The 20429-nt window shown below is 52.4% G+C and carries 18 protein-coding genes; 7 read left to right on the top strand and 11 right to left on the bottom strand.

Annotated elements, in window-relative coordinates; translation table 11 throughout:
* Positions 1-67 precede the first annotated feature (67 nt).
* Together mepK and C9J03_RS08385 are read right to left on the bottom strand one after the other, a co-directional pair.
* Positions 68-616, bottom strand: coding sequence for a peptidoglycan L,D-endopeptidase MepK (gene mepK, locus C9J03_RS08390; protein ID WP_044622967.1), 549 nt, complete (start codon positions 614-616; stop codon positions 68-70).
* Between the two features lie 174 nt (positions 617-790).
* Positions 791-2473 carry a L,D-transpeptidase family protein gene (locus tag C9J03_RS08385; RefSeq protein ID WP_052829733.1) on the bottom strand — a complete coding sequence of 561 codons (1683 nt, stop codon included), beginning with the start codon at positions 2471-2473 and terminating at the stop codon, positions 791-793.
* 690 nt (positions 2474-3163) lie between these two features.
* Here C9J03_RS08385 and C9J03_RS08380 point away from each other — a divergent pair.
* Together C9J03_RS08380 and C9J03_RS08375 are read left to right on the top strand one after the other, a co-directional pair.
* Positions 3164-3649, top strand: a complete 486-nt coding sequence (locus C9J03_RS08380; RefSeq protein WP_044622966.1) for a MarR family winged helix-turn-helix transcriptional regulator — start codon at positions 3164-3166, stop codon at positions 3647-3649.
* Between the two features lie 26 nt (positions 3650-3675).
* Entirely contained in the window at positions 3676-4521 is an 846-nt protein-coding gene (locus C9J03_RS08375) for a LysR family transcriptional regulator (protein WP_044622965.1), read from the top strand.
* On the opposite strand, the gene C9J03_RS08370 is transcribed toward C9J03_RS08375, so the two are convergent.
* The gene (locus tag C9J03_RS08370; RefSeq protein ID WP_039464284.1) at positions 4481-5251 is read right to left on the bottom strand and encodes a TSUP family transporter; all 771 of its coding nucleotides are present in this window, start codon (positions 5249-5251) and stop codon (positions 4481-4483) included. The genes C9J03_RS08375 and C9J03_RS08370 overlap by 41 nt on opposite strands.
* 377 nt (positions 5252-5628) lie before the next feature.
* Here C9J03_RS08370 and C9J03_RS08365 point away from each other — a divergent pair, with 377 nt between their 5' ends.
* Positions 5629-6930 (top strand): anaerobic C4-dicarboxylate transporter, encoded by a 1302-nt coding sequence (locus C9J03_RS08365; protein ID WP_044622964.1) that lies wholly within the window; start codon positions 5629-5631, stop codon positions 6928-6930.
* A gap of 61 nt (positions 6931-6991) precedes the next feature.
* On the opposite strand, the gene C9J03_RS08360 is transcribed toward C9J03_RS08365, so the two are convergent.
* Positions 6992-7882 carry a LysR substrate-binding domain-containing protein gene (locus C9J03_RS08360; protein ID WP_039464291.1) on the bottom strand — a complete coding sequence of 297 codons (891 nt, stop codon included), beginning with the start codon at positions 7880-7882 and terminating at the stop codon, positions 6992-6994.
* Between the two features lie 206 nt (positions 7883-8088).
* On the opposite strand from C9J03_RS08360, the gene cuyB reads away from it, so the two are divergent.
* A complete protein-coding gene (cuyB, locus tag C9J03_RS08355) occupies positions 8089-8799 on the top strand; it encodes a cysteate racemase (protein WP_044622963.1) in 711 nt (236 codons plus the stop codon).
* 40 nt (positions 8800-8839) lie between these two features.
* Here cuyB and C9J03_RS08350 read toward each other — a convergent pair whose 3' ends face one another.
* A complete protein-coding gene (locus C9J03_RS08350; RefSeq protein ID WP_039464295.1) occupies positions 8840-9628 on the bottom strand; it encodes a TSUP family transporter in 789 nt (262 codons plus the stop codon).
* Between the two features lie 593 nt (positions 9629-10221).
* Here C9J03_RS08350 and C9J03_RS08345 point away from each other — a divergent pair.
* The 3 genes from C9J03_RS08345 to C9J03_RS08335 are packed head-to-tail and all read left to right on the top strand — an operon-like array spanning position 10222 to position 13126.
* On the top strand, positions 10222-10941 hold the full coding sequence (locus C9J03_RS08345) for a (Fe-S)-binding protein (protein WP_044622962.1): 720 nt from the start codon (positions 10222-10224) through the stop codon (positions 10939-10941).
* Between the two features lie 14 nt (positions 10942-10955).
* Positions 10956-12380, top strand: coding sequence for a LutB/LldF family L-lactate oxidation iron-sulfur protein (locus C9J03_RS08340; protein ID WP_044622961.1), 1425 nt, complete (start codon positions 10956-10958; stop codon positions 12378-12380).
* Between the two features lie 2 nt (positions 12381-12382).
* Positions 12383-13126, top strand: coding sequence for a LutC/YkgG family protein (locus C9J03_RS08335; RefSeq protein ID WP_044622960.1), 744 nt, complete (start codon positions 12383-12385; stop codon positions 13124-13126).
* A gap of 118 nt (positions 13127-13244) precedes the next feature.
* On the opposite strand, the gene C9J03_RS08330 is transcribed toward C9J03_RS08335, so the two are convergent.
* The 6 genes from C9J03_RS08330 to C9J03_RS08305 all read right to left on the bottom strand — a co-directional run bounded on the left by C9J03_RS08330 (position 13245) and on the right by C9J03_RS08305 (position 20288).
* Positions 13245-13685, bottom strand: coding sequence for a group II truncated hemoglobin (locus tag C9J03_RS08330; protein ID WP_039464305.1), 441 nt, complete (start codon positions 13683-13685; stop codon positions 13245-13247).
* 262 nt (positions 13686-13947) lie between these two features.
* Positions 13948-16437 carry a trimethylamine-N-oxide reductase TorA gene (gene torA, locus C9J03_RS08325; protein WP_044622959.1) on the bottom strand — a complete coding sequence of 830 codons (2490 nt, stop codon included), beginning with the start codon at positions 16435-16437 and terminating at the stop codon, positions 13948-13950.
* Positions 16438-16460: 23 nt separating this feature from the next.
* A complete protein-coding gene (gene torC / locus C9J03_RS08320; protein WP_039464311.1) occupies positions 16461-17645 on the bottom strand; it encodes a pentaheme c-type cytochrome TorC in 1185 nt (394 codons plus the stop codon).
* Between the two features lie 58 nt (positions 17646-17703).
* A complete protein-coding gene (gene torE / locus C9J03_RS08315; protein WP_039464313.1) occupies positions 17704-17877 on the bottom strand; it encodes a trimethylamine N-oxide reductase system protein TorE in 174 nt (57 codons plus the stop codon).
* A 294-nt stretch (positions 17878-18171) separates the two neighbouring features.
* On the bottom strand, positions 18172-18957 hold the full coding sequence (locus C9J03_RS08310; RefSeq protein ID WP_044622958.1) for a tetratricopeptide repeat protein: 786 nt from the start codon (positions 18955-18957) through the stop codon (positions 18172-18174).
* Positions 18958-19289: 332 nt separating this feature from the next.
* A complete protein-coding gene (locus tag C9J03_RS08305) occupies positions 19290-20288 on the bottom strand; it encodes a hypothetical protein (protein ID WP_044622957.1) in 999 nt (332 codons plus the stop codon).
* Positions 20289-20429: the final 141 nt, after the last annotated feature.

Genomic DNA, 20429 nt, shown 5'->3' with positions numbered 1-20429 from the left:
AGGGAGGAAGTGTCGGCTTTGAAATTATTCGGTTTGGGTTAGGGCACGCAGCTAGGCAAACTAGCCATTACCAGCGACGAACCGGTCCAGTATCTATATGGACGAACCCGCTACGTGGATAATATCCTACACCACCTAGACGCAAATCAAGTGCAGCATTGCGGATCCGTGACAGAGAGACACCTTCTAGGTTGAAGTCAATCGCTTGACCTTTCATATGATAGCTCTTTGTCGCGACACCGCCATTTTTCTGCAGTGCTTTATTGGTCGCTGGCGAGCGGTAGCCTGAAATAATCCGAACCTGGCCTTTGTGGCCCAGCCCCGCTTGGATCTCGGTGATTGCATCGAACAAACGCCGGTCCATGTTCGCGACTTCGTTGCGCCTGAAGTCACGGCAAATGTAGTTTATTTTCTGCAGCTCTTCTTTGACATACAGTTTCCCGTTGAAGAATTCACTTTCGAGCTCTTCACGGGTATGAATATTATGCAACGATATCTGACGCGCACTTCCTGCTTTGTACGGACTCGCTAATGCCCAGCTTGGCAGCAAACACGCGCCAAGCGCCACTCCGCCAGCCGCCAGAAGCTGACGGCGCTTGTAATCAATTTCAGACATAACTCAACAACAACTAACTTCTGGCCTACTCCGGGCACGATAACGCAACCCTTACCGGGATTCCTCAATGGAGAAGCAAGATAGCGTTCAGATATTGTTCAGTCAAACCTTGAAATGACAAAAACTCGGCGATCTTTCCACCAAAGATCGCCTAATTATTGACGCAAAAGCAGTTTATTCAGTGTAAAGAGATGTAAATAATTCTTGGTTTTGAGACATGGCAACGAACTTGTCATAGTCGTAAACATCGTTACGGTAATTTACCAAGCCGTCGCTATCCACCCAGGCTGTCTGGTAGATCACCTGGACCTTGACTTTGTTGGACAGCCCCACTGTCTTGGTTTTCGTACGTGACTTAAGCTCATTGACCCGCTGCTCCGGCACCCCAGAGTGATTGAGTAAAATCATCGCCAGGTTATCTGCCTGCTCTACCCTGACGCAACCAGAGCTGAACGCTCGGGTCTCTTTGGCAAACAGGCTCTTGGCGGGGGTATCATGCAAATAAATCGCATGGTCATTGGGCATGTTGAACTTGAACCTACCCAAGGCATTTTTCCTGCCCGGTTTTTGCCGCAACCGGTACGGGAACGACTTAGCATTGACGATACGCCAATCAATGGTATGGATAGGAATTTGCTCGGAACTCTGCCAGCTTCTTATCACCGCAAACCCATTACGGTGCAGGTACCCTCTGTCTCGCTGCGCCTTTGGTAAAATATCCTTGCGCATAATCGACATAGGTACATTCCAGTATGGGTTGAACACCACCGAAGACACATTGGTGGTCAGCAGTGGCGTTCTCCGGCTCGGCCGGCCTACAATCACTTTGCTATCAAGCACATGCCGATCATTAAGCCACAGGCTGAGTGCGTAATTGGGGATATTCACCACTAGTAGTGATGCGGCATCCGAAGGCCATAACCGGGTGCGCTGGGCATTGAGAGCCAGAACACGGATACGTGATCTTGGTGAGATCGCCAGCCATTGCCGAGTCTGCGGGCCGATCACCCCATCTTCCTTCAGTCCGTGGCGGCGCTGGAAGCTCTTAACCGCATTAGCCAGATCAACATTGTAGGTACGTATACCTGCAGCCCGGATCTGATCAGCCTCGAAATCCCGCAGATCGCCAAGCTGTTCAAGTATAGTGATCAGCGCATCCGGATCACGCAGCCGGGTCCCCATCCGGATGATCCCCGGTTGGTAGAACCCGGGCCAGTCACCGCTGGCCGCAGGCTCAAGGGCATCAATGGCCAGCAGCAGCCGGGTATAGTTTTCGTCGTCTGGTTTGAGGCTGTTGACATAAAACCGCAGCCGCTCTGTATCGATCGCGTTATACAGACGGGACAGGCTAGCTTGGGAAGGCACTGGCAGCTGGGGATCAACCCCGGCACCAAACAACCACCCCCGGCCATACGACGGGATCCCCTCGACGTAGCTCATGTAGGCAAACAGGGTATCGGTCGCCAGCAGATCGTACTGGCGCCAGTCATTTGCCTGTTTGTAGTGTTTTAAAAGTGAATAGCGGCGGTTGAAATCACTGCTGATATTCGATAGCACCACCATGCGTAGCTGCTGTTCAAAATCACTGGCAGTGAAGGTATCCTGCCACAGCGGGACGAAGCCGATGCTCTGGTACAAATCGGCCAGCTGATCAACATAGCGTATGGCCGCGATGTTATTGGCGACTTCATGCACCCACTGTCGGGCTTTCTTTTGCTGCAGAATATCATCCGAGAACTGCTGCTCCAGCTGATCCCTTGCAGACAAAGGCTGTACCGGCCAGGTATCTTCTTCAGCATGGTTCACCTGAGAGAAGACACACATCAGGACAAGCCCCATACGACTGAGCTTTAACATTACCAACTGACTCCTCATTGCCGTTATCATAATTATGGCAAATTGCTCTGTGACGACGGACTAAATTTAGCCGCCATTGCCAGTTAGTAATGTTTCAAATCCTGACAGTTGTCAGGATATTTGACATATTTTGCGATTATTAGAACAACAATCTACCAGCACCAATTTAGTGCAAAACCGGTAGCCCATTCATTTCAGACAATATTCCAGTGATTGTCCCACATCACCGTGCTTTATACCGACAGCATCGACTTGGGCAGATTAATTGATATAACTTTTCCGGCTCCCGTGCCGATAAGCCATTTACCGTCCTTAACACCGACGCCAGACGCATCAACCAAGATTGAGCAGTATACGGCGCATAGACCCCGATGCCCCTTTGCTGCTTGGAAATGTCAGCGGGAGCCGCCCAAAAAGCAGCCATAATCAAATTACGAGAGAATTGTGTCTTAATCATATATTCATCCATGTGAAAGCTATTTTACACCCATAAACAGCAATTGAAATGGGAATCGTTTTCATTTCCAATGTGATAACTATGGCTGTAAGAAAATGTAAATGCTTTTTCTTTACCGATGAGCTTCACCTTTCACCGGGAACAAATCAGATCGAGACAACATTATGAAAAGTAAGGCTTCCAACTTTCGCCGGTTTGTTGTAATTTCGCCGAGCACTAATTAGGAGAGTAATATGGACAAGCACGAAGAAGTCTTGATTGCCCTGCGCCAAATCATCCGAGCAATCGATCTGCATTCGCGCAAATTAAACAAGCTTGCTGGTTTAACCGGCCCCCAGCTAGTGTTGATGCGCGCAATACGCGACTCCGGCGAAGTGACTATCCGTCAGCTTTCCAACAACACCAACATGAGCCAAGCAACAGCCACAACGATTCTCGACCGGTTGGAAAAGCGTCACTTGGTGATCCGTGAGCGTAGCAAACTGGACAAGCGCAAAGTCCACGCCTACCTAACCGATGAAGGAAAAGAGCTGCTGGCAAAAGCACCACCACCGCTGCAAGAAGATTTTGTTGCCCGCTTCCACCGTTTGGAAGAATGGGAGCAATCGCTGCTGCTGTCTTCTGTACAGCGAATTTCTTCGATGATGAATGCAGAGCACCTTGATGTTGCCGCCATGCTGGAAGTTGGCAGCATTACCAAACAAGAAACTGATCGGTAAACGGTTACGAATACAGGAAACCACGATTGTTACTTGAAGGGATTGAAACGCTGCTGGTACTGGCCCAAGAGGGTACCATGAGCAAAGCAGGCAGCCGCCTGTATCTCAGCCAGAGTGCCGTCAGCAAGCGCATTGCCAAACTGGAACAGCGGATCGGAAAAAAGCTTATCGAGCCTGACGGTCGGCGTATCAAGCTGACCGCCGATGCCCGGCAGCTGATCGCTGCCGTCGAGCCCGGTTTCAAGGCCCTGAAAGGACAAATTTTCGATCAACTTGATGTCGATGATCGCACGGTTATCCATTTGGCCTGCTCTGAAACCTTGGTTGCAGGCTACCTGGCACCTTTGATGGGGGAATACATCCAGCAGGATCCTTTCCTTGCCATCAGTACCCACCATACTCCGATCATTGTCGAGCGGGTCCAGGCTGGCGATGCCGCCATCGGTTTCTGCGCCGGTCACCTGCCGCCCCAGCACGGATTGGCGGTGACCCACCTGTTTGATGAACCGTTTTCAGTGGTGAGCCACCAGCTCCTTACCCAGCCACCGAGCAAAATGTTGGTCAATGACCTGAAAAACCCGGCCAATGCCAATCAGGCCAGCTCATTGCAGAAGGCAGGGATCGTCCCCTACATGGAAATGGATTCCTATACTGCCGCCGCCCAACTTGCCCTGAGCGGTGTCGCAGCGGCTTTGGTGCCCATTTCGATCGTCAACACGCTCAACATTGCCCCTCACCACTGCCACCACTTTCCATTCTTGGATGAGTTAACGCGTCCGGTCCAACTCTGCTATCGCCCAAATAGTCTCCAGTCTCCGCGGACACGCCGGCTTATTGAAACCATTGCGGATTCTGTTCAACTAGCAATTTGATCGCCATGCCCATCGAGGTGATCACCACCATCGGCCTGATCAGCTTGCGCCCCTTGGAAATGACGACCTTGGCCCCCATTCTCGCCCCAATAAACCCGCCGACAGCCATGATAATACCGATTTCCCACACCGGCAGGCCGGCAAAGATGAAAAACAGCAGGGCCGCAAAGTTCGAGGTGAAGTTGAGGATCTTGGTTCGCGCCGTGGCTTCCACCAAACCAAACTGGGCAATGGCCACAAAGCAGATGGTATAGAGTGCCCCCGCCCCCGGTCCAAAGAAACCGTCGTAGAAGCCAATACTGGTGCCCACCACCAAGGCAAAAATGTTATCGGACAGTTTCGGCGTGCCTCCCCCTTGCCCGACCTGCGGCGCGAACAAGAAATACAGGGAAATGCACACCAGCAAAATAGGAATTAGCTGGGTCAACACCCCCGCATCGATGCGCTGGACCAGCTCGGCCCCTGTCGCGGCACCGAGAAAAGTAAAGACAATCGCATTGCGCATCTCCCCCAAACTGACCAAACCATTGCGGACAAAGTACAGCGAGGCAGAAAAGCTGCCGAATGAGCCCTGCAATTTGTTGGTTGCCAGCGCTTGGGTGGGCGGCACGCCAGCTGCCAGCAGGGCCGGGACTGTCAGCAACCCTCCCCCCCCTGCGATTGCATCGATAAATCCTGCCAGTGCTGCAACCAGGAAAAGCAGCCCCAATACGTCAAATGACAACTCCATTTGTTTATTTCTCTTCGGTTAAGTGCTTGAGTTAAGGCTCAGAAAAGTATCATTTCAGTGAGAATTCGAACAGCGAAACGACGGACCACAACCCATTCCAGTTTGGAATCGGTCATACCCAAGTCACAAAAAAACCGATGCCAGTTCCTTCACTGCGCCAGTAACAGTGGCTACTTTGCCATCGAAAGTCGTTGCTATTTTGTGCAGAATTAAGGCCTGACCTCACAGGTCTGTTAACTCAGTCCCAGTTTTGGCGTAGCCCCTATGCCGATTCGGTATCGCGAAGCAATATTTGGCATTTAACACCCCAAAACCATTTCCGCACTATACCCGCAAATATTTCAAGGTTTTATCATTTCAAACGGACAGGAAAAACTATGTTAGTAGCAATAGAGCTGTTAGTGGTATTAGGCTGCATATACTGGGGATTAAAAATGGGCGGACTCGGCGTCGGCCTAGCCGGTGGGTTGGGACTGGCGATATTGACCCTCGGCTTTGGTCTGGAGCCCAGCGCCCCCGCCGTCAATGTTATTTTGATCATCATGGCGGTGGTTACCGCAGCATCAACCATGCAGGCGGCAGGCGGGATGGATTGGCTGGTCCACCATGCCGGTAACCTGATGCGCCGCAACCCGAAATATATCTGTTTTCTGGCCCCGATGATCACTTGGCTGATGACCATCATGGCCGGTACCGGTTACACCGTGTTCTCGACCTTGCCGGTCATTTCGGAAGTCGCCAAGGAGATCGGCGTGCGCCCTTCCCGCCCGCTGGCCGGTGCGGTGGTTGCTTCACAGGTAGCGATTTCGGGCTCCCCTATCTCTGCAGCCATGGCCGCCATGATTTCGATCATGGAGCCGATCGGTGTCAGCTTCTTGGAAATCATGGCAGTTTGCCTACCTGCATCTTTTATCGCCGCGATGGTTGGTGCATTCATTGCGTCACGCCAAGGCTGTGAATTGAAAGATGATCCTGTTTACCTTACCCGCCTACAACAGGCTCAGGAGCAAAAGCAACAACAAAACATCGCCCTGGCCCCGAAAGCCAAATACTCTGTCATGCTGTTCCTTCTTGCAACCATTGCCATTGTTATCTATGCCGCTTTCCCTGTATTGCGCCCACACTTTGCCGACGGCAGCATGATGTCAACCCGTGATATCATCATTGTTTCGATGTTCGCCGTTGCTTGCTTGATGGTCCCTATGTGTAAGGTTGATCCGGAGAAGATCATCCGTACCACCACTTTCCGCTCCGGCATGAGCTCTGTCGCGGTTATCCTTGGTATTGTGACCATGGGCTCAACCATGGTGAATGCCTACCTGCCTGAAATCAAAGAGTTTGCCGGCTCCTTGCTGCAATCTTACCCGATGCTGCTGTCACTGGTGTTGTTCGGTACTTGCACCCTATTACTTTCGCAAGGCGCGACAACGCCATTGATCATTCCATTGGCATTGAGCCTACAAGTGCCACACTGGGCGATCCTGGCTTCATTCGTTGCGGTCACTGGGGTATTTGTGCTTCCGACCTACCCAACCTCGTTGGCCGCAATTGAGTTCGACTCCACAGGTTCAACGCGCATGGGCAAGAATATTTTCGACCACCCATTCCTGATGCCGGGCTTAATCGGTGTCGCGGTCTCGACAGTCTGTGGCTTCCTGCTGGCGCCTATGATTGTGTAATCCCTGCAAACCGAGCGAAGCGCCTGAGGGCGCTTCGCTGTTTGTCTATACCTGGGTTCAGCTACACCTGCTTTTCAGCATGCAACCGCAGGGCTTGCCAGACTTGCTCCCCCGCCGGGTGCAAGCGGGCCTGATAACGGTAGGCATAATAGGTGATGGGCAACCGCAGTGAGGCATCACCAACGATCGCAACCTGGCCATTTTCCAACTCTTGTTTTATCGCATAATCGGGAAGCCAGGCCACGCCTAATCCTTGCAGCGCCAGCGTTTTTAGCAGATCAGTCATGGATGAGAGGAACACGGGTTGCAAGTTCACCTGATTCCGAATCGCCTCTACTTGCCGTCCCATGTAGGAACTTGGGCTATAGGCCAACCAGGGCACTTCTTTATGGTTGGTAATTCTGAACAACGGCTTGCCCGCTCCGTCGCAGGCACACACCGGCAATAGCTCTGCCTGGCCGATTTGCAATGACTGGTATGGTGGCAGGCGCAGCAACTCATCATCGAAGGCCAACAGCAAGTCACAACCACCTTCCTGCAACTCCTCAATCGCATCATCGACATCAATCGCCTCGACACTCAATATCGGCTTGTGCTTGCCGGTCATCAATTCAGATTGAATCAACGGAACCAAGCTGGTGGCCAAGGAGTGGGCAGCCGCCACACGGACATTGTTGCCCCCCAGTTTCGACAGATCCGAGAGCTGGCCAATCCCATCCATCATCTGGTTGATCAATGTCCTTGCGGTGATCCGGAACAGCCGGCCACTGGGTGTCAGCGCTATCGGCGTCTTGCTTCTATCGATCAGCTCAGCCCCCACGGTCTGCTCCAGCGCTTTGATACGCCGGCTGAATGCCGGCTGGGTGACATTGCGTTTGTCCGCCGCCATCGAGAAGTTCCTCACTTCCGCCAACATCAGAAAATCTTCCAGCCACTTACTTTCAATATTCATATCCGTACAACATCTTTATCCCGAACCAAAGGCACCGGCAGTATAGCGAAACGCATTGCACATACAGAGCAGTTTCAAGCTATTCTGATCACAGTTTTCGCATCTAGTCATACCGATTGTGCATGACCGGCTCGGCAACGGCATTTCTCACCGCCTCAGCGCTACCCTATAGTGAACTCAGTGGAAAATACTGTAGGAACAATAAGATGAGCAGGAAATTAGGTATATTGGGCGGAATGGGGCCACTAGCCACTGTCGAGTTCATGCAAAAAATTATCGCGCAGACACCGGCCTGCAGCGATCAGCAGCATATTCCTATGCTGGTTAGTAATAACCCCCAAATTCCTGATCGTACCGCCTTCCTGATCAGCAACGGCGACGATCCCTACCCGGTCCTCAAACAGGGCATGGAGCAACTCGAACAAGCCGGGGCCGAGTGTATCGTGATGCCGTGCAATACCGCGCACTACTGGTATCCCCGCCTAAGCAACACCTGCCGGGTACACATGATCAGCATACTAGACAGTGTTGTAGACGAAGCCCAGCAGCGTGGCTACCGTAAAGTCGGTATTATGGCCACCACCGCAACCATGACAACCCGGATGTACCAGACCAAATTGGCGCAGAAGCAAATTGCGGCGGTTGCCCCAACACAGGACCAGCAGCAAGCCGTGATGGACGGGATCTATGCGGTCAAGGCCGGTAATGTCGAGCAAGGTCACCGTTTGATGAAGCCGGTGTTTGATACCCTGCTAGAACACGGTGCCGAGGCCGTTATTCTGGGCTGCACGGAAATCCCAGTTGCGCTTGCAGAAACTGTCTTCCACCAGCCACAGCAGTGCCTCGACTCACTTGATATCCTGGCCAAGGCCTGTATTGAGTGGGCCACGGCCGACACTGCCGAACTGGTTGCTTGATAGCAAGCCAAACACAATGGGCCAGCCGGAGCAAGCGGCGCTATACAAAGGACACGATGGTTTCCAGCCATTGCGGATGCTGCTCGGCAAGCAGCTTGACCGCCATTACCATAGAAACCATCACAACCAGAGGGCGTATCAATTTACGCCCCTTGGTCACCACCACCTTTGCGCCGAGCCTCGCCCCCATAAAGCCGCCAAGCGCCATCACCAAGCCAATCTCCCAAATGGGCAGACCGGCGACAATGAAAAACAGCAAGGCTGCAAAGTTGGAGGTGAAATTCAGTACCTTGGTTTTCGCCGTGGCCTCGACAATCCCGAGTTGGGCGATGACAACGAAGCAAATGGCAAACAGCGACCCTGTCCCCGGGCCGAAAAAGCCATCGTAAAAACCGATCCCGGTACCAACGGTCAAGGCAAAACCGGCCTGGCCCAGCTTGGGCTGACCACCACCGTCACCGGCTTCAGGCGCGATGAGAAAGTACAGCGCAATCGCCACCAACAAGGCCGGAATAACCATGGTTAAGGTTCCGGCATCCATATACTGGACAAGCATGGCCCCAGCAGCAGAGCCGACGAAAGTACACAAGATAGCCAGGCGCATCTCGTTGAGCTGAACCAAGCCATTGCGGACAAAATACAGGGTGGCAGAAAAACTCCCGAACGAACTTTGCAGTTTGTTGGTGGCCAGCGCCTGGGCCGGAGGGATCCCTGCTGCAAGCAAAGCGGGAACGGTCAGCATCCCTCCCCCTCCTGCGATGGCATCAATAAAGCCGGCCAGGCTAGCAACGACAAACAGGGCCCCGATAATTTCCCACGAAAATTCCATTCCACTTCCAACACAAAAATAATACACGGCAAAAGACAAACGCCCCTGGAACGACAGCTTCGCAGAGGCGGCGATAGAATACGGATTGGCCGGCAAAAGAAAAATGAAAAAACGGATACCTACCTATTCCCATTTTTTATAGGTCAGCTCGGTAACTAACTTTCATTTTCCAATTATAAAAGTCCAATTTGTCGTTATCTTACAAACATTAGTGCCAAAGGCCGATGTAAAACCAAAACAACAGACGGTTTAAGCATGGAAAATCATGGCAGATCTGCCGCGTGGATTTGGGCAAGGATACAAAATAATTATTTCCAAAAGTTGATAAATGCAGCCTCACCACCCCAACAATAATAAACGCTAAGTGATTATTTTATATTAATATTATTCTTTTATTCAATTTTCACCCATTCTGCTCCCTCTTCATCATTGCGTTGATTTAAGCATTAATACTAATAAAAAAGCGTAGCGCCCAGCCGGCGATTCCCTACAATATTCTTCCTACAACAACATTTCGTTACACCCTGTAAACAAAATTACAAAGAGTGAAGCGTTAGCCTGCTAGCCACTTCACCCCAAGCACTGGAGCAAGTATGAAGGTCAACCTATTCGCCACCTGCCTGTGCGATACCGTCAAGGCGGACGTCGCCAAAAAGAGTGTATTACTGCTGGAGCAACTCGGCTGTGAAGTCATCTTCCCAGAGCAGCAAGGCTGTTGTGGCCAACCTTCACTCAACTCTGGCTACATCCACGCCAGCAAGAATGGTATGAAAAATCTCATCACGGCCTTTGAAGCGAATGAGTACCCGATTGTTTCCCCTGCTGGCTCTTGCGTTGCCTCCATCAAACGCTACCCGGAATACCTGGCCGATGAGCCTCAGTGGGCCTTGAGGGCGCAGCAGATTGCCGACCGATTTTTTGAACTGACCCAGTTTATCGTCAACCAATTGGGCGTTACCCAGCTTGGCGCCAAGCTGGATGGCCGTGCAGTCTACCACCCGTCATGCAGCCTGATCCGCAAGCTCAATGTACGCGAGGAGCCACTCAAGTTGCTCGCACAAGTCGAAGGCCTGATCCTACAGCCGATCAACCACCAGGAAACATGCTGCGGATTCGGCGGGACGTTTTCGGTCAAGATGGCTGAAATCTCCGGTGAGATGGTCAAAGAAAAAGTTAGCCATATTAGTGCGGTCGAGCCCGACTACCTGATCGGGGCGGATATCAGCTGTCTGATCAATATCGGCGGCCGCATCAGCCGCGAGGGCAAGTCCATCAAGGTCATGCACATTGTCGATGTACTAATGAGCCGCTGAGGGAGGTCCAAACCGTGTCGATGAAAACCAGCAACACCCAATTTAAGCAGCGCATCGAAGTCCAGATGCAAGATACCTTCATGCGTGAATCCGTCGCCAATGCGCAAACCCGGATGTTTACCAACCGCCAAATCGCGGCTGACACACTCGGTAACTGGGAGCAGTGGCGCGAAATGGGGATGGAGATCCGCAACCATGTTCTGGAAAACCTGGACTACTACCTTCACCAATTAAGCGAAAGCGTCAGTCGTAACGGCGGCAAGGTGTTCTTTGCCCAAACTGCCGAAGAGGCCACCGCCTATATCGAATCCATCATCAAGGATAAGAATGCCAAGAAAGTGGTTAAATCCAAATCCATGGTGACCGAGGAGATCAGCCTCAATGCGATGATTGAGCGCAACGGCTGTGACGTTGTCGAGACCGATCTCGGCGAATACATACTGCAAGTTGACGACTACGATGCCCCATCGCATATCGTGGTACCGGCACTGCATAAGAACCGCTACCAGATCCGTGATATTTTCCGCGATAAAATCGGCTACCAGGGCAGTGAGGAGCCTGAAGCTCTGACCCGTTACGTGCGGGAGTATATTCGCCACGACTTCCTGCAAGCCGACATCGGGATCACCGGCTGTAATTTTGCCGTCGCCGAATCCGGCACAGTGACCCTGGTTACCAATGAGGGGAACGCCCGGCTCGCTACCAGCCTGCCCAAAACCCATATTGCGGTCATGGGCATGGAGCGCATCGTGCCCACCTTTGAAGAGCTGGATATTGTGATCAGCCTGCTCTGCCGCAGTGCCGTCGGCCTTCCGCTAACCGGTTACGTAACGGCGCTGACCGGCCCGCGAGAAAACGACCAGCTAGACGGTCCGGAAGAGTTCCATTTAGTCATCGTCGATAATGGTCGCTCTGATATCTTAGGCTCAGAATTTAAAGATATCCTGCGCTGCGTGCGCTGTGCGGCTTGCGTCAACACCTGCCCAGCCTACCGCCATATCGGGGGGCAATCCTACGGGTCGATCTATTCCGGGCCGATTGGTGCAGTGCTGTCGCCTCTGCTCGGCGGGTATGAAGACTTCAAGGAGCTACCCTATGCCTGCAGCCTGTGCCGGGCATGCCATGATGTCTGCCCGGTCAAGATCCCGTTATCTGACCTGCTGCTCAAGCACCGCCAAAAAATGGCCGAGCAGGGCCTGACCCCGCTCTCAGAACGTTTGAGCGTGGCAACGTTCAATATCATCAATGCGCGGCCATTGCTGTGGGATAAAACCGTGAAGGTCGGTGCCACCCTGGCCAGCGGCTTGATCCGCAAGGGCAAACTACCACTGCAGGTCGGCGCGATCGGTGAGTGGGCACAAGCAAGGGATCTGCCCCAGCCTGACGGCCCATCGTTTCGTAGCTGGTTTAAAAACAGACAATCTACCCCGGAGTCTTGAACATGAGCGACATCATCAACCGCGAACGCTTTCTCGACAACATCGCCGCCAAGCTGGGGCGTCCGCGACAAACGACACCTGTTGAGCGTCCGCCGCTGCGCTATGCGTGCCACCACGAAATCATGGCAGGAAAAAGCAGCGACGAACTCAAACAGATACTGATTGACTATACCCGCAAGGCTCTGGGCGCCCAGGTCTTAGTCACAACCCAGGCGGGACTGACCGAATCATTGCGCCAAGTTTGCGCCGGTTACTGTAATGACGAAACGGCAGCCAGCCCTTCCCGGGCCCCCAGCGAAACTTTGGTGTCCGCCGATACGCGGCTACTGGCACTGTTTGACCCCGAGCAGCTCGATACGAACGACCATAGGGTCCATGTCTGGGATCCCCAGCGAGGCTATGGACCGAATATCGAGATCGCCGAACGGGCAAAGGTGGGGATCGTCTATGCCGAGCAGGCACTGGCCGAATCGGGGACCATGGTGCTCTACAGCCAACCGGCACAAGGCCGGGCGATCAGCTTGCTGCCTGAAGCCTCGGTGTTTGTCGTGCCCAAAAGCGCACTGGTCGCCCGCTTGACTCAGGCCACTGCCGAGCTGCACAGAAAAGCCCAGCAGGGAGAGCGGCTGCCTTCGTGTGTGAACTTTGTCTCCGGGCCGAGCTCCACTGCCGATATTGAGCTGATCAAGGTGGTTGGTGTTCATGGCCCGATCCATGCCACCTACGTGATCATTGACGATCTCTAGCCGGTATTTGCAGCGTTATCGCTGGCTCTGAGAGGACTTCGGGGGAAGGGCGTGTTGCGACGCCCTTTATACTGATAATCAGGTAGTCAGGTAGTCAGGTAGTCAGGTAGTCAGGTAGTCAGGTACGGTTACGGCACATCTCTGCGGGGAATGACAGCTGAACCATAACATGGCGCTTGAACAACTCATCATAGTCTTGATCGTCCAAGGCTTTTTGCATGCATTGCAACCACATATCCTTCTCTGCCACCCCTATCGCCAAATGACGGTGGGCCCCTGGCAGGTTCAACATACCGAATTTCTCTTCATAACGCGCAGGACCGCCGAACCAGCCCACCAGAAACGTCGTCAGCTTATCGATCGACTCGCTGAGATCATCATCATGCATCTGACGTACTGTCCTTGCTTGCGGCCAGCTATCCATATGATGGTAAAAGGACTCCACCAAAGCCCGAATGCCTTCTTCACCGCCTGCGGCCCTGAAGGCATTCTCCCCTACCGTGTAATCCGGCGCTGTTCTTTCTCGTACGCTGTAATCATTGGGTCTGTAAGGCTTCATCTCTATCTACAACCATCGGCTAAAACTTGGACATATATCAATAGGTCATTATACGGCAGATTTCCCGGTTGGCGCTGCGCGAGCTATCACAAACGAAGACTGAGTCGAGAGCCTCGTCGCAAGGTCTCAGCAAAAGGTAGCCAAAGGTTCCACAGTACCAGGATGACACGACAACGCCTGAAGGCACCGGGGTATACCTTCAGGCGTTGTCACAATACTCCCACCGGAAACCTATGGACCCAACGAGCCACCGCCACGCCGGTCAGGACTCATAAATCGGCCCACCGAATGCGGTTACCGGCGGTACCTCGCCTTTGAATTTCTCGATATCCACCACCACAGTATTGGCACTGGTCGCCTGGGCCAACTCGGAGGAGCCGACATCCATGGTCAGGGTATTCGGGTCGCCATAGGTATCAATCGCCCCGAGCTTCTCGTTGAGCGGGCCATACCAGGCTCCTTCATGGATCCGGATCACCCCCTGGGGGTAATCGCCTGATACCACCGCCCCGGCCAATAGCTGGCCGCGATCATTGAAGACCCTCACCAAGTCACCGTCATTAATTCCCCTGGCTTTCGCATCTTCCGGACTGATATAGACCGGCTCGCGATCCTGAACGGTATAGGTCGCCCGGTACTCATCCGACTCACACATCTGTGAATGCAACCGCTGATCAGGGTGGCACGACTGCAACCAGAGCGGATACTTGTCGGATCCCGGCCCACCGTGCGAGCGCTCGGCTTTTTCAAACCACATTGGGTGCCCCTGGCAGTGCTCGTAGTTATAACTGGCAATTTTTCGGCTGTAGATTTCGATAAACCCGGATGGCGTGCCCAGCGGGTTGATTTCAGGATCTTCGCGAAAATCGGCATGGCGGACAAAGTTCTTGCCTTCGCCAAAGTCAACCCAGCCGGCCTGGCCCACCTCCCAGAACTCGTCGAATTCCGGCATCTCAAAATTGGCTTTGTTGGCTTCACGACACTCATCATAGAGCGAGCGCACCCACTCCATTTCATCCATACCGCGGGTATATTCCTTGTTGCGGCCGAAACGCCGGCAGAAATCGGTGAAGATATCAAAGTCGGTTCGCGACTGGTAAAGCGGATCAACCAGTTTGTGCATCGCCAGGACACCGGTGCCCGAATAGGCTCCGTACAGGTCGATGTCGTTGCGCTCGAACTGGGTACAAGCTGGCAGCACAATATCAGAGAACCGGCAGGTTGCGGTCCAGGCAAAATCAATCGTCACCACAGTCTGCAGCTTCTGGAAAGCTGTTTTCATCCGGTTACGGTCCTGGTGATGGTGCCAGGGGTTACAGCCGCTGACTACCAGCATCTTGGTATCAGGTAACACCACTTTCGACCCGTTGTAGTTGATTTCCTTGCCCGGCTCGAGAATCGCATCGACCCAGCGGGCAACCGGAATCGTCCGGCTATAACCTTTAAAATCAGTATTGTCCCATTTCGGTTTCTTACCCTCATCAACATTGCGCGGGAAACCGCCAGGGCCTGCGGCTCCGGTTGGTGGGATCCCCACCCCACTGTAGTGGTGTGAATAAGAAATACCGCCACCGGGTAAGCCAATTTGGCCCAGCATTGTCGCGATAACAGCCCCCATCCAGTATGGCTGCTCGCCGTGCTGTTGGCGCTGCACCGCCCAGCCGAAGATCAACTGGGTACGGTCCTTCGCCAACAGACGGGCAAACTCACGGATCTCCTCGGCCTTGACGCCACAGATAGGTTCCGCCCATTCTGGGGTTTTCTCGACTTTGTCCTTGGCTTCGCCCAGTACGTAAGGCATAAACTCATCAAAGCCGAGGGCATAGGTTTCGATAAAGGCCTTATCGTAGAGCTCTTCCTTGTACAAGGTATGGGCGATGGCCAGCATAAAAGGCACATCCGTTTGCGGGTTCACGTAGAGCTGATCGCACCCCAGGTAATTCTGGCTTTTCGACTTCACCGGATCGACCGAGATCACTTTGATCTCGCCCTTGGCCACCTTGTCCCTAAGCTGCTCGTAATACATGTAGGAGTCGTGGGTCTCGCACTGCCAGCCGACCTGGGTATTCTTCAGCGGATCATTGGCCCACAAGATCACCGTTTTGCTGTTTGCCAAGATATCAGGCCAGGATGTGCCCTGGGCATAGACCTCGGTCGAGCCCAGCACGTACGGCATGATCGTCTGGCCAGCACCGGTCGAATAGTCCCCAACTTTGGTCATGAAGTTACCGTGCATCCCAACGGCCCGTTGCATATGGTTACCACAGCTATGGAACTGGCCGGTTTGCCGCCAGCCCGTCATCCCTGCATGCAGTGCCCATGGCCCATAATCCTTTTGGATCCGTTCCAGCTCGTTGTAAAAGATATCCAGCGCTTCGTCCCAAGTCACCCGGACAAAACGGTTGTTGCCCCGGGTATCCCCGCTGTACTTGTGCTTCTTGAGCCAATCTAGGCGGATCATCGGATACCGGACTCGGGAAGGATTGTAGATAATCCCCTTGATCCCATTGATCATATCTGTCGGGTATTTATCACGCTCCAGTGGCTTGATCTCAACAACCTTACCGTTGTAGATCTTGGCGCGAAATGCCCCCCAATGGGAGCCCGTGGTTTTCCAAACCCCATCAGCCGAATACGGTGAGGACACCTCTTCGGCAGCACGGGCAACAGAAGTCAGTAGACTCGGACCGATGACCCCTACCGCGCTCGTGGTAACCAGCCCGGATAAAAATTGACGACGACTCAGAGACATGTTCTTACCTCGCTTCGTTTCTTTTAATGGCCGGCATCAGAAAAGTCTGATGAGTGTTTCTGTAGGTATTTCAGCACCAGGGCTTCACTATCACGGTCGAGGTTGACGAATGCCAACATCCCGTTGAACATGCCCGGCCAAGTGTTCGCATCGAAGTGATTTTCGGCTGGCTGGGTATGGCAAATACTGCAGTTGTTATTGTAGGCTGGCCTTGCCTCGGCCCAGATCTCTTCCACATCATCAAGCAGTGACTCTTTCGGCATCCACAGTTTCGCTGTGACCCGCTGCCAGCCCAAGCCTGTTAATTCGTCTTCTTTTTCTTCAAATTTCTCAACCAGGGTATCACTGAGCGCAGCATCTTTGCTCAGGGCCGCCGTCGGGATATTCAGGCCGAAGTCCTCGTTGATCACCCGGCCAAAACCTTTGGTTTTACGCCAACCAGAGATCTCAACCTGCACCGCATTGTCTTTGACCTGCACCACCTTCACCTCGGAGGCCGGGTTGAGCTGACCGCCATCAATGGTCAGGGCTTCGTCTTCATACATTGGCAGGTAACGGACACTGAAGTAGCTCTCCCCTTCCTTGAAGGAGGTGTTGCCCGCTTTCTGGACCAGCTGCTGGACCATGCCGCCCGAGAGTTCCATGTTGCCCGGCAGCTCATGAGCAATCCCCTTATGGCAATCCATACAGCTCTGATCCCGCTCAGCAGCCTGCTGCATCTGTGTACGGGCAAGATCCGACATTTCGTCCCAGTTCATACTGTCGTAGTTGTGGCAGTTTTTACATTCCAGCGACCCGTTGGCAGAAAAACGTTCCCATTCGTGATTAGCCAGCTCAAGCCGCTTTTCGAGAAATTTCTCACGGGTATTGATCGTTCCGAAAATTGCGCCGTATACCTCTTTGCTGGCCTGCATTTTACGGGCAATTTTATCGGTCCAATTATGGGGGACATGGCAATCTGGGCAAGTGGCCCTGACACCAGAGTGATTTGACCAGTGGACAGTTTGCTGTAGTTCCTCGTAGACGTTGTCACGCATCTCGTGGCAACCAATACAGAATTTCTCAGTATTGGTCATTTCAAGGGCTGTATTGAAGCCCCCCCAGAAAATGATCCCTGCCAGGAATCCGCCGAGCGTCAATACGCCCAAGCTAATATGTACTGCTGGACGCCAAAATGTCGCCCACAGCTTTTTCAAAGCATTCATCATAGTGCTCTACCTATACCTTCGCAGCTTTACTCTGGCGTTCATATCTCGGCAATAGAAATTACCCATGGCCAGGAGGCCCAAGGAAAAACACTTGCATCGCCCACACGATAAAGCCATAACCTCCTACGATGGCGACGGCTAGAATGGGAAATAGGAAAATGGTGATAAACAAAAAAGAGCGCCATTCATACTTGGCTTTCTCTTTATCACTGACGGGTTCCGGGTTGCTCATTGCTTCTTTCCTTTTACCTATCTTGTTATTTTTGCTCTCAAGTAGGCAGTTGCCAAATACCAGCATTGATAAGTAGTTGAACTATAGGTTGTGCAGGAAAAAAGGTTGATCAAGTACTTATGCAGGTTGGTATCACTCTTAAGAGCTAATTCCTGTAAGTATAGTTAAGGATTGAAACTGGACTGGAAGTTGTTATGACGTCGTTAGCGGGAGGCTCGGCTGGTGTACTGCTTTTTGAAAACAAAAAAGGTGCCCATCGGCACCTTTTATAGTGTTTTCAAATTTTTCAGCAAATTACAGGGAAGCGCTATAGATTGTCTGGTTCTGCTGGTACAGCTTCAAACGCTGCTCGAAGTTTGCATAGCGCTGGCCGTTTGATTCATCCAGTTTGCCAATTGCCGTTTCTTGAGCTTCAACGGCACGGCGGAACTCACCACATGCAGCATAAGCGGCGGCCAGGTTATCATAGTCGCCCGCATCCCCGGTGCCATTGCGGCTTAGCACCTGCTTCGCCAACTTCAGCGCACGCTCGCCATCACGCATACGATCATCGGAGCAAGTGGCATACAGCCATACAAGGTTACGCTTTGACTCTAGGGAGCCGCCGTTGGCCGCTTCGTTGAACCACTTGATGGCATTGCCGCAGTCAACCGAACCGGTTGCGCCTGACGCATAGTACATACCCAGTTCAACCATTGCCGGCACATCACCCTCATTGGCCGCTTCGGTGTACCAGCGTACTGCCTGCTCGTGATCACGTGGCAGCACTTCACCTTTCTTGAACAGATCGCCAATCAGAGTCTTGACCTCTGGCATATCTACTGCTGCTTTTTCCAGCCAGTACATGCCTTTCAGCGGATCAGCCTGCAAGCCGTTACTGCCTTCAAGGTAAGCACGTCCGAGGAACAGCTGCATGTTTTTGTCGCCCTGCTCAGCTTCAAGTTCTACGTAGTTCAAGGTTGAAAGCAGGTGGTGCTCGGGAGAAGTCGTAACCGAAGCATGGGCAGTTGTTGCACCGAAAGCAACTAGGCCGAAAATGGCACCGAATACAATTTTTTTCAGGGTCATGGTAGCTGGCATATCTCGGTCTCTTTCAAAGCATTTGCGGTTGTTGGGTAGGAAATTTAAAGAAGCAGCGGTCAAAAAACAACCAAAAAAGACCAGGCAATGGAGACCAGAAATGAGGACATTGGCGGTTAATATTATTGCTGTCAGCCACTTATCGCTTACAAGAAAATATAGCCCAGAATCAAAAATGAGAGATAGATCCGATTTACATCCGCTATAGGGTACGGTTATTAGCTGAATATAGGCTGGATAGCAGAACAATATGTCGCCAGGTTACACCTGTGCACAAAGAAAAGCAGCCAGGCTGATACCTGGCTGCAGTTCGAACGTATTACTGTTTGTGGCTAAAGGTTGCGGTAATGCTGATCACCGGCGCTGATATACTGGTTTTCGTATTTGGAATAGTCACCGTCGAGATCAATATCCAGGTCGATTTCGTTTGGCAGATCCATCAGAGCATCACATACCAACACCACGTCATAGTTACCTTCCGGCACATAATTCATCTCATAGGTACCATCATCCCCCACCTTGGCGGTTTTGACCGGAGGATAGTCTGATCCCAAATCACCATACTCCGGTGAATCGGCTTCATAGAGGTAAACATACGCATCTTTGACCGACGTTGCGCACGATGAGACATCGATATCACCGAACAGCGACCCAGCAGTGATATTGTCTACCACCTTGAAGCCTTCATTCTTCAGATAATATGCCTGCTCAATCAGCTGGATCATGCTGCGAAGATCCAGTGTCATAGTAAAGGTAGTCGGTACCTCAATGTTGATATCCAACCCGTCGAACTTGAGATCATCGACAATATCCATCTTCGTCTTATCGACTGGGTTACCGACATAGGAGTAAGGCGTATCTAAGAAATCACCGTAGCTGCCCTGCAGGATGGAAAGCGCCATGCTGGTGTATTCGCCCACCGGCAGCAGCTGCTCTGAAATCAGGTTGACCAAGTCTACCCCTGTCACATCATACAGGTCGATCACGATAAATTTTGGATAGCCGTCGTTATCCACAGGGATTTCCGAATCTGCCGGTATACACTGGGTAGAGTTAACCCCATAGGGATCACTCATGCTCTTGGTTGTCCATTCCACAATCGTCCCTGCCAAGTCCATCACCTGTACGGCATCAATTGCCACGCACGCCTGAAGATCATCTGCCCCCTTGGGCACTTCATTAGGCGGCGTGGACACATCCACCGAAACTGGCACTGAACCGTCATCCTGATTTGCTGCCGGATCACTGTTTAATGACGAGGCAGCCCCATCGGAATCACTACACCCGGCCACAATGAGCGTGGCGAGCACTGGAAATATTGCTTTTTTCATGTCATCACCCCTACGACAAATAAAAATTGGCCTGTACCAAACCAATATGCTGGCCGCTTAGTGTTTGGTTATGTATTTTTATGCCAAGCCAAAACAAAGCGAGTTCATCGCAGTGTGCTGCTTTGTTCAGGCTGGCAAGTG

The sequence above is a fragment of the Photobacterium gaetbulicola genome, assembly GCF_003025515.1.
Lineage (GTDB): Bacteria > Pseudomonadota > Gammaproteobacteria > Enterobacterales > Vibrionaceae > Photobacterium > Photobacterium gaetbulicola.
The sequence above is the reverse complement of the archived record's forward strand: the minus strand, read 5'-3'. Positions and strand labels throughout refer to the sequence as shown.

Bases quoted from the DNA above. Each gene is read 5' to 3' on its own strand.
- mepK (WP_044622967.1), bottom strand. From the start codon at position 616: ATGTCTGAAATTGATTACAAGCGCCGTCAGCTTCTGGCGGCTGGCGGA.
- C9J03_RS08385 (WP_052829733.1), bottom strand. From the start codon at position 2,473: ATGTTAAAGCTCAGTCGTATGGGGCTTGTCCTGATGTGTGTCTTCTCT.
- C9J03_RS08380 (WP_044622966.1), top strand. From the start codon at position 3,164: ATGGACAAGCACGAAGAAGTCTTGATTGCCCTGCGCCAAATCATCCGA.
- C9J03_RS08370 (WP_039464284.1), bottom strand. From the start codon at position 5,251: ATGGAGTTGTCATTTGACGTATTGGGGCTGCTTTTCCTGGTTGCAGCA.
- C9J03_RS08365 (WP_044622964.1), top strand. From the start codon at position 5,629: ATGTTAGTAGCAATAGAGCTGTTAGTGGTATTAGGCTGCATATACTGG.
- C9J03_RS08360 (WP_039464291.1), bottom strand. From the start codon at position 7,882: ATGAATATTGAAAGTAAGTGGCTGGAAGATTTTCTGATGTTGGCGGAA.
- cuyB (WP_044622963.1), top strand. From the start codon at position 8,089: ATGAGCAGGAAATTAGGTATATTGGGCGGAATGGGGCCACTAGCCACT.
- C9J03_RS08350 (WP_039464295.1), bottom strand. From the start codon at position 9,628: ATGGAATTTTCGTGGGAAATTATCGGGGCCCTGTTTGTCGTTGCTAGC.
- C9J03_RS08345 (WP_044622962.1), top strand. From the start codon at position 10,222: ATGAAGGTCAACCTATTCGCCACCTGCCTGTGCGATACCGTCAAGGCG.
- C9J03_RS08335 (WP_044622960.1), top strand. From the start codon at position 12,383: ATGAGCGACATCATCAACCGCGAACGCTTTCTCGACAACATCGCCGCC.
- C9J03_RS08330 (WP_039464305.1), bottom strand. From the start codon at position 13,685: ATGAAGCCTTACAGACCCAATGATTACAGCGTACGAGAAAGAACAGCG.
- torA (WP_044622959.1), bottom strand. From the start codon at position 16,437: ATGTCTCTGAGTCGTCGTCAATTTTTATCCGGGCTGGTTACCACGAGC.
- torC (WP_039464311.1), bottom strand. From the start codon at position 17,645: ATGATGAATGCTTTGAAAAAGCTGTGGGCGACATTTTGGCGTCCAGCA.
- torE (WP_039464313.1), bottom strand. From the start codon at position 17,877: ATGAGCAACCCGGAACCCGTCAGTGATAAAGAGAAAGCCAAGTATGAA.
- C9J03_RS08310 (WP_044622958.1), bottom strand. From the start codon at position 18,957: ATGCCAGCTACCATGACCCTGAAAAAAATTGTATTCGGTGCCATTTTC.
- C9J03_RS08305 (WP_044622957.1), bottom strand. From the start codon at position 20,288: ATGAAAAAAGCAATATTTCCAGTGCTCGCCACGCTCATTGTGGCCGGG.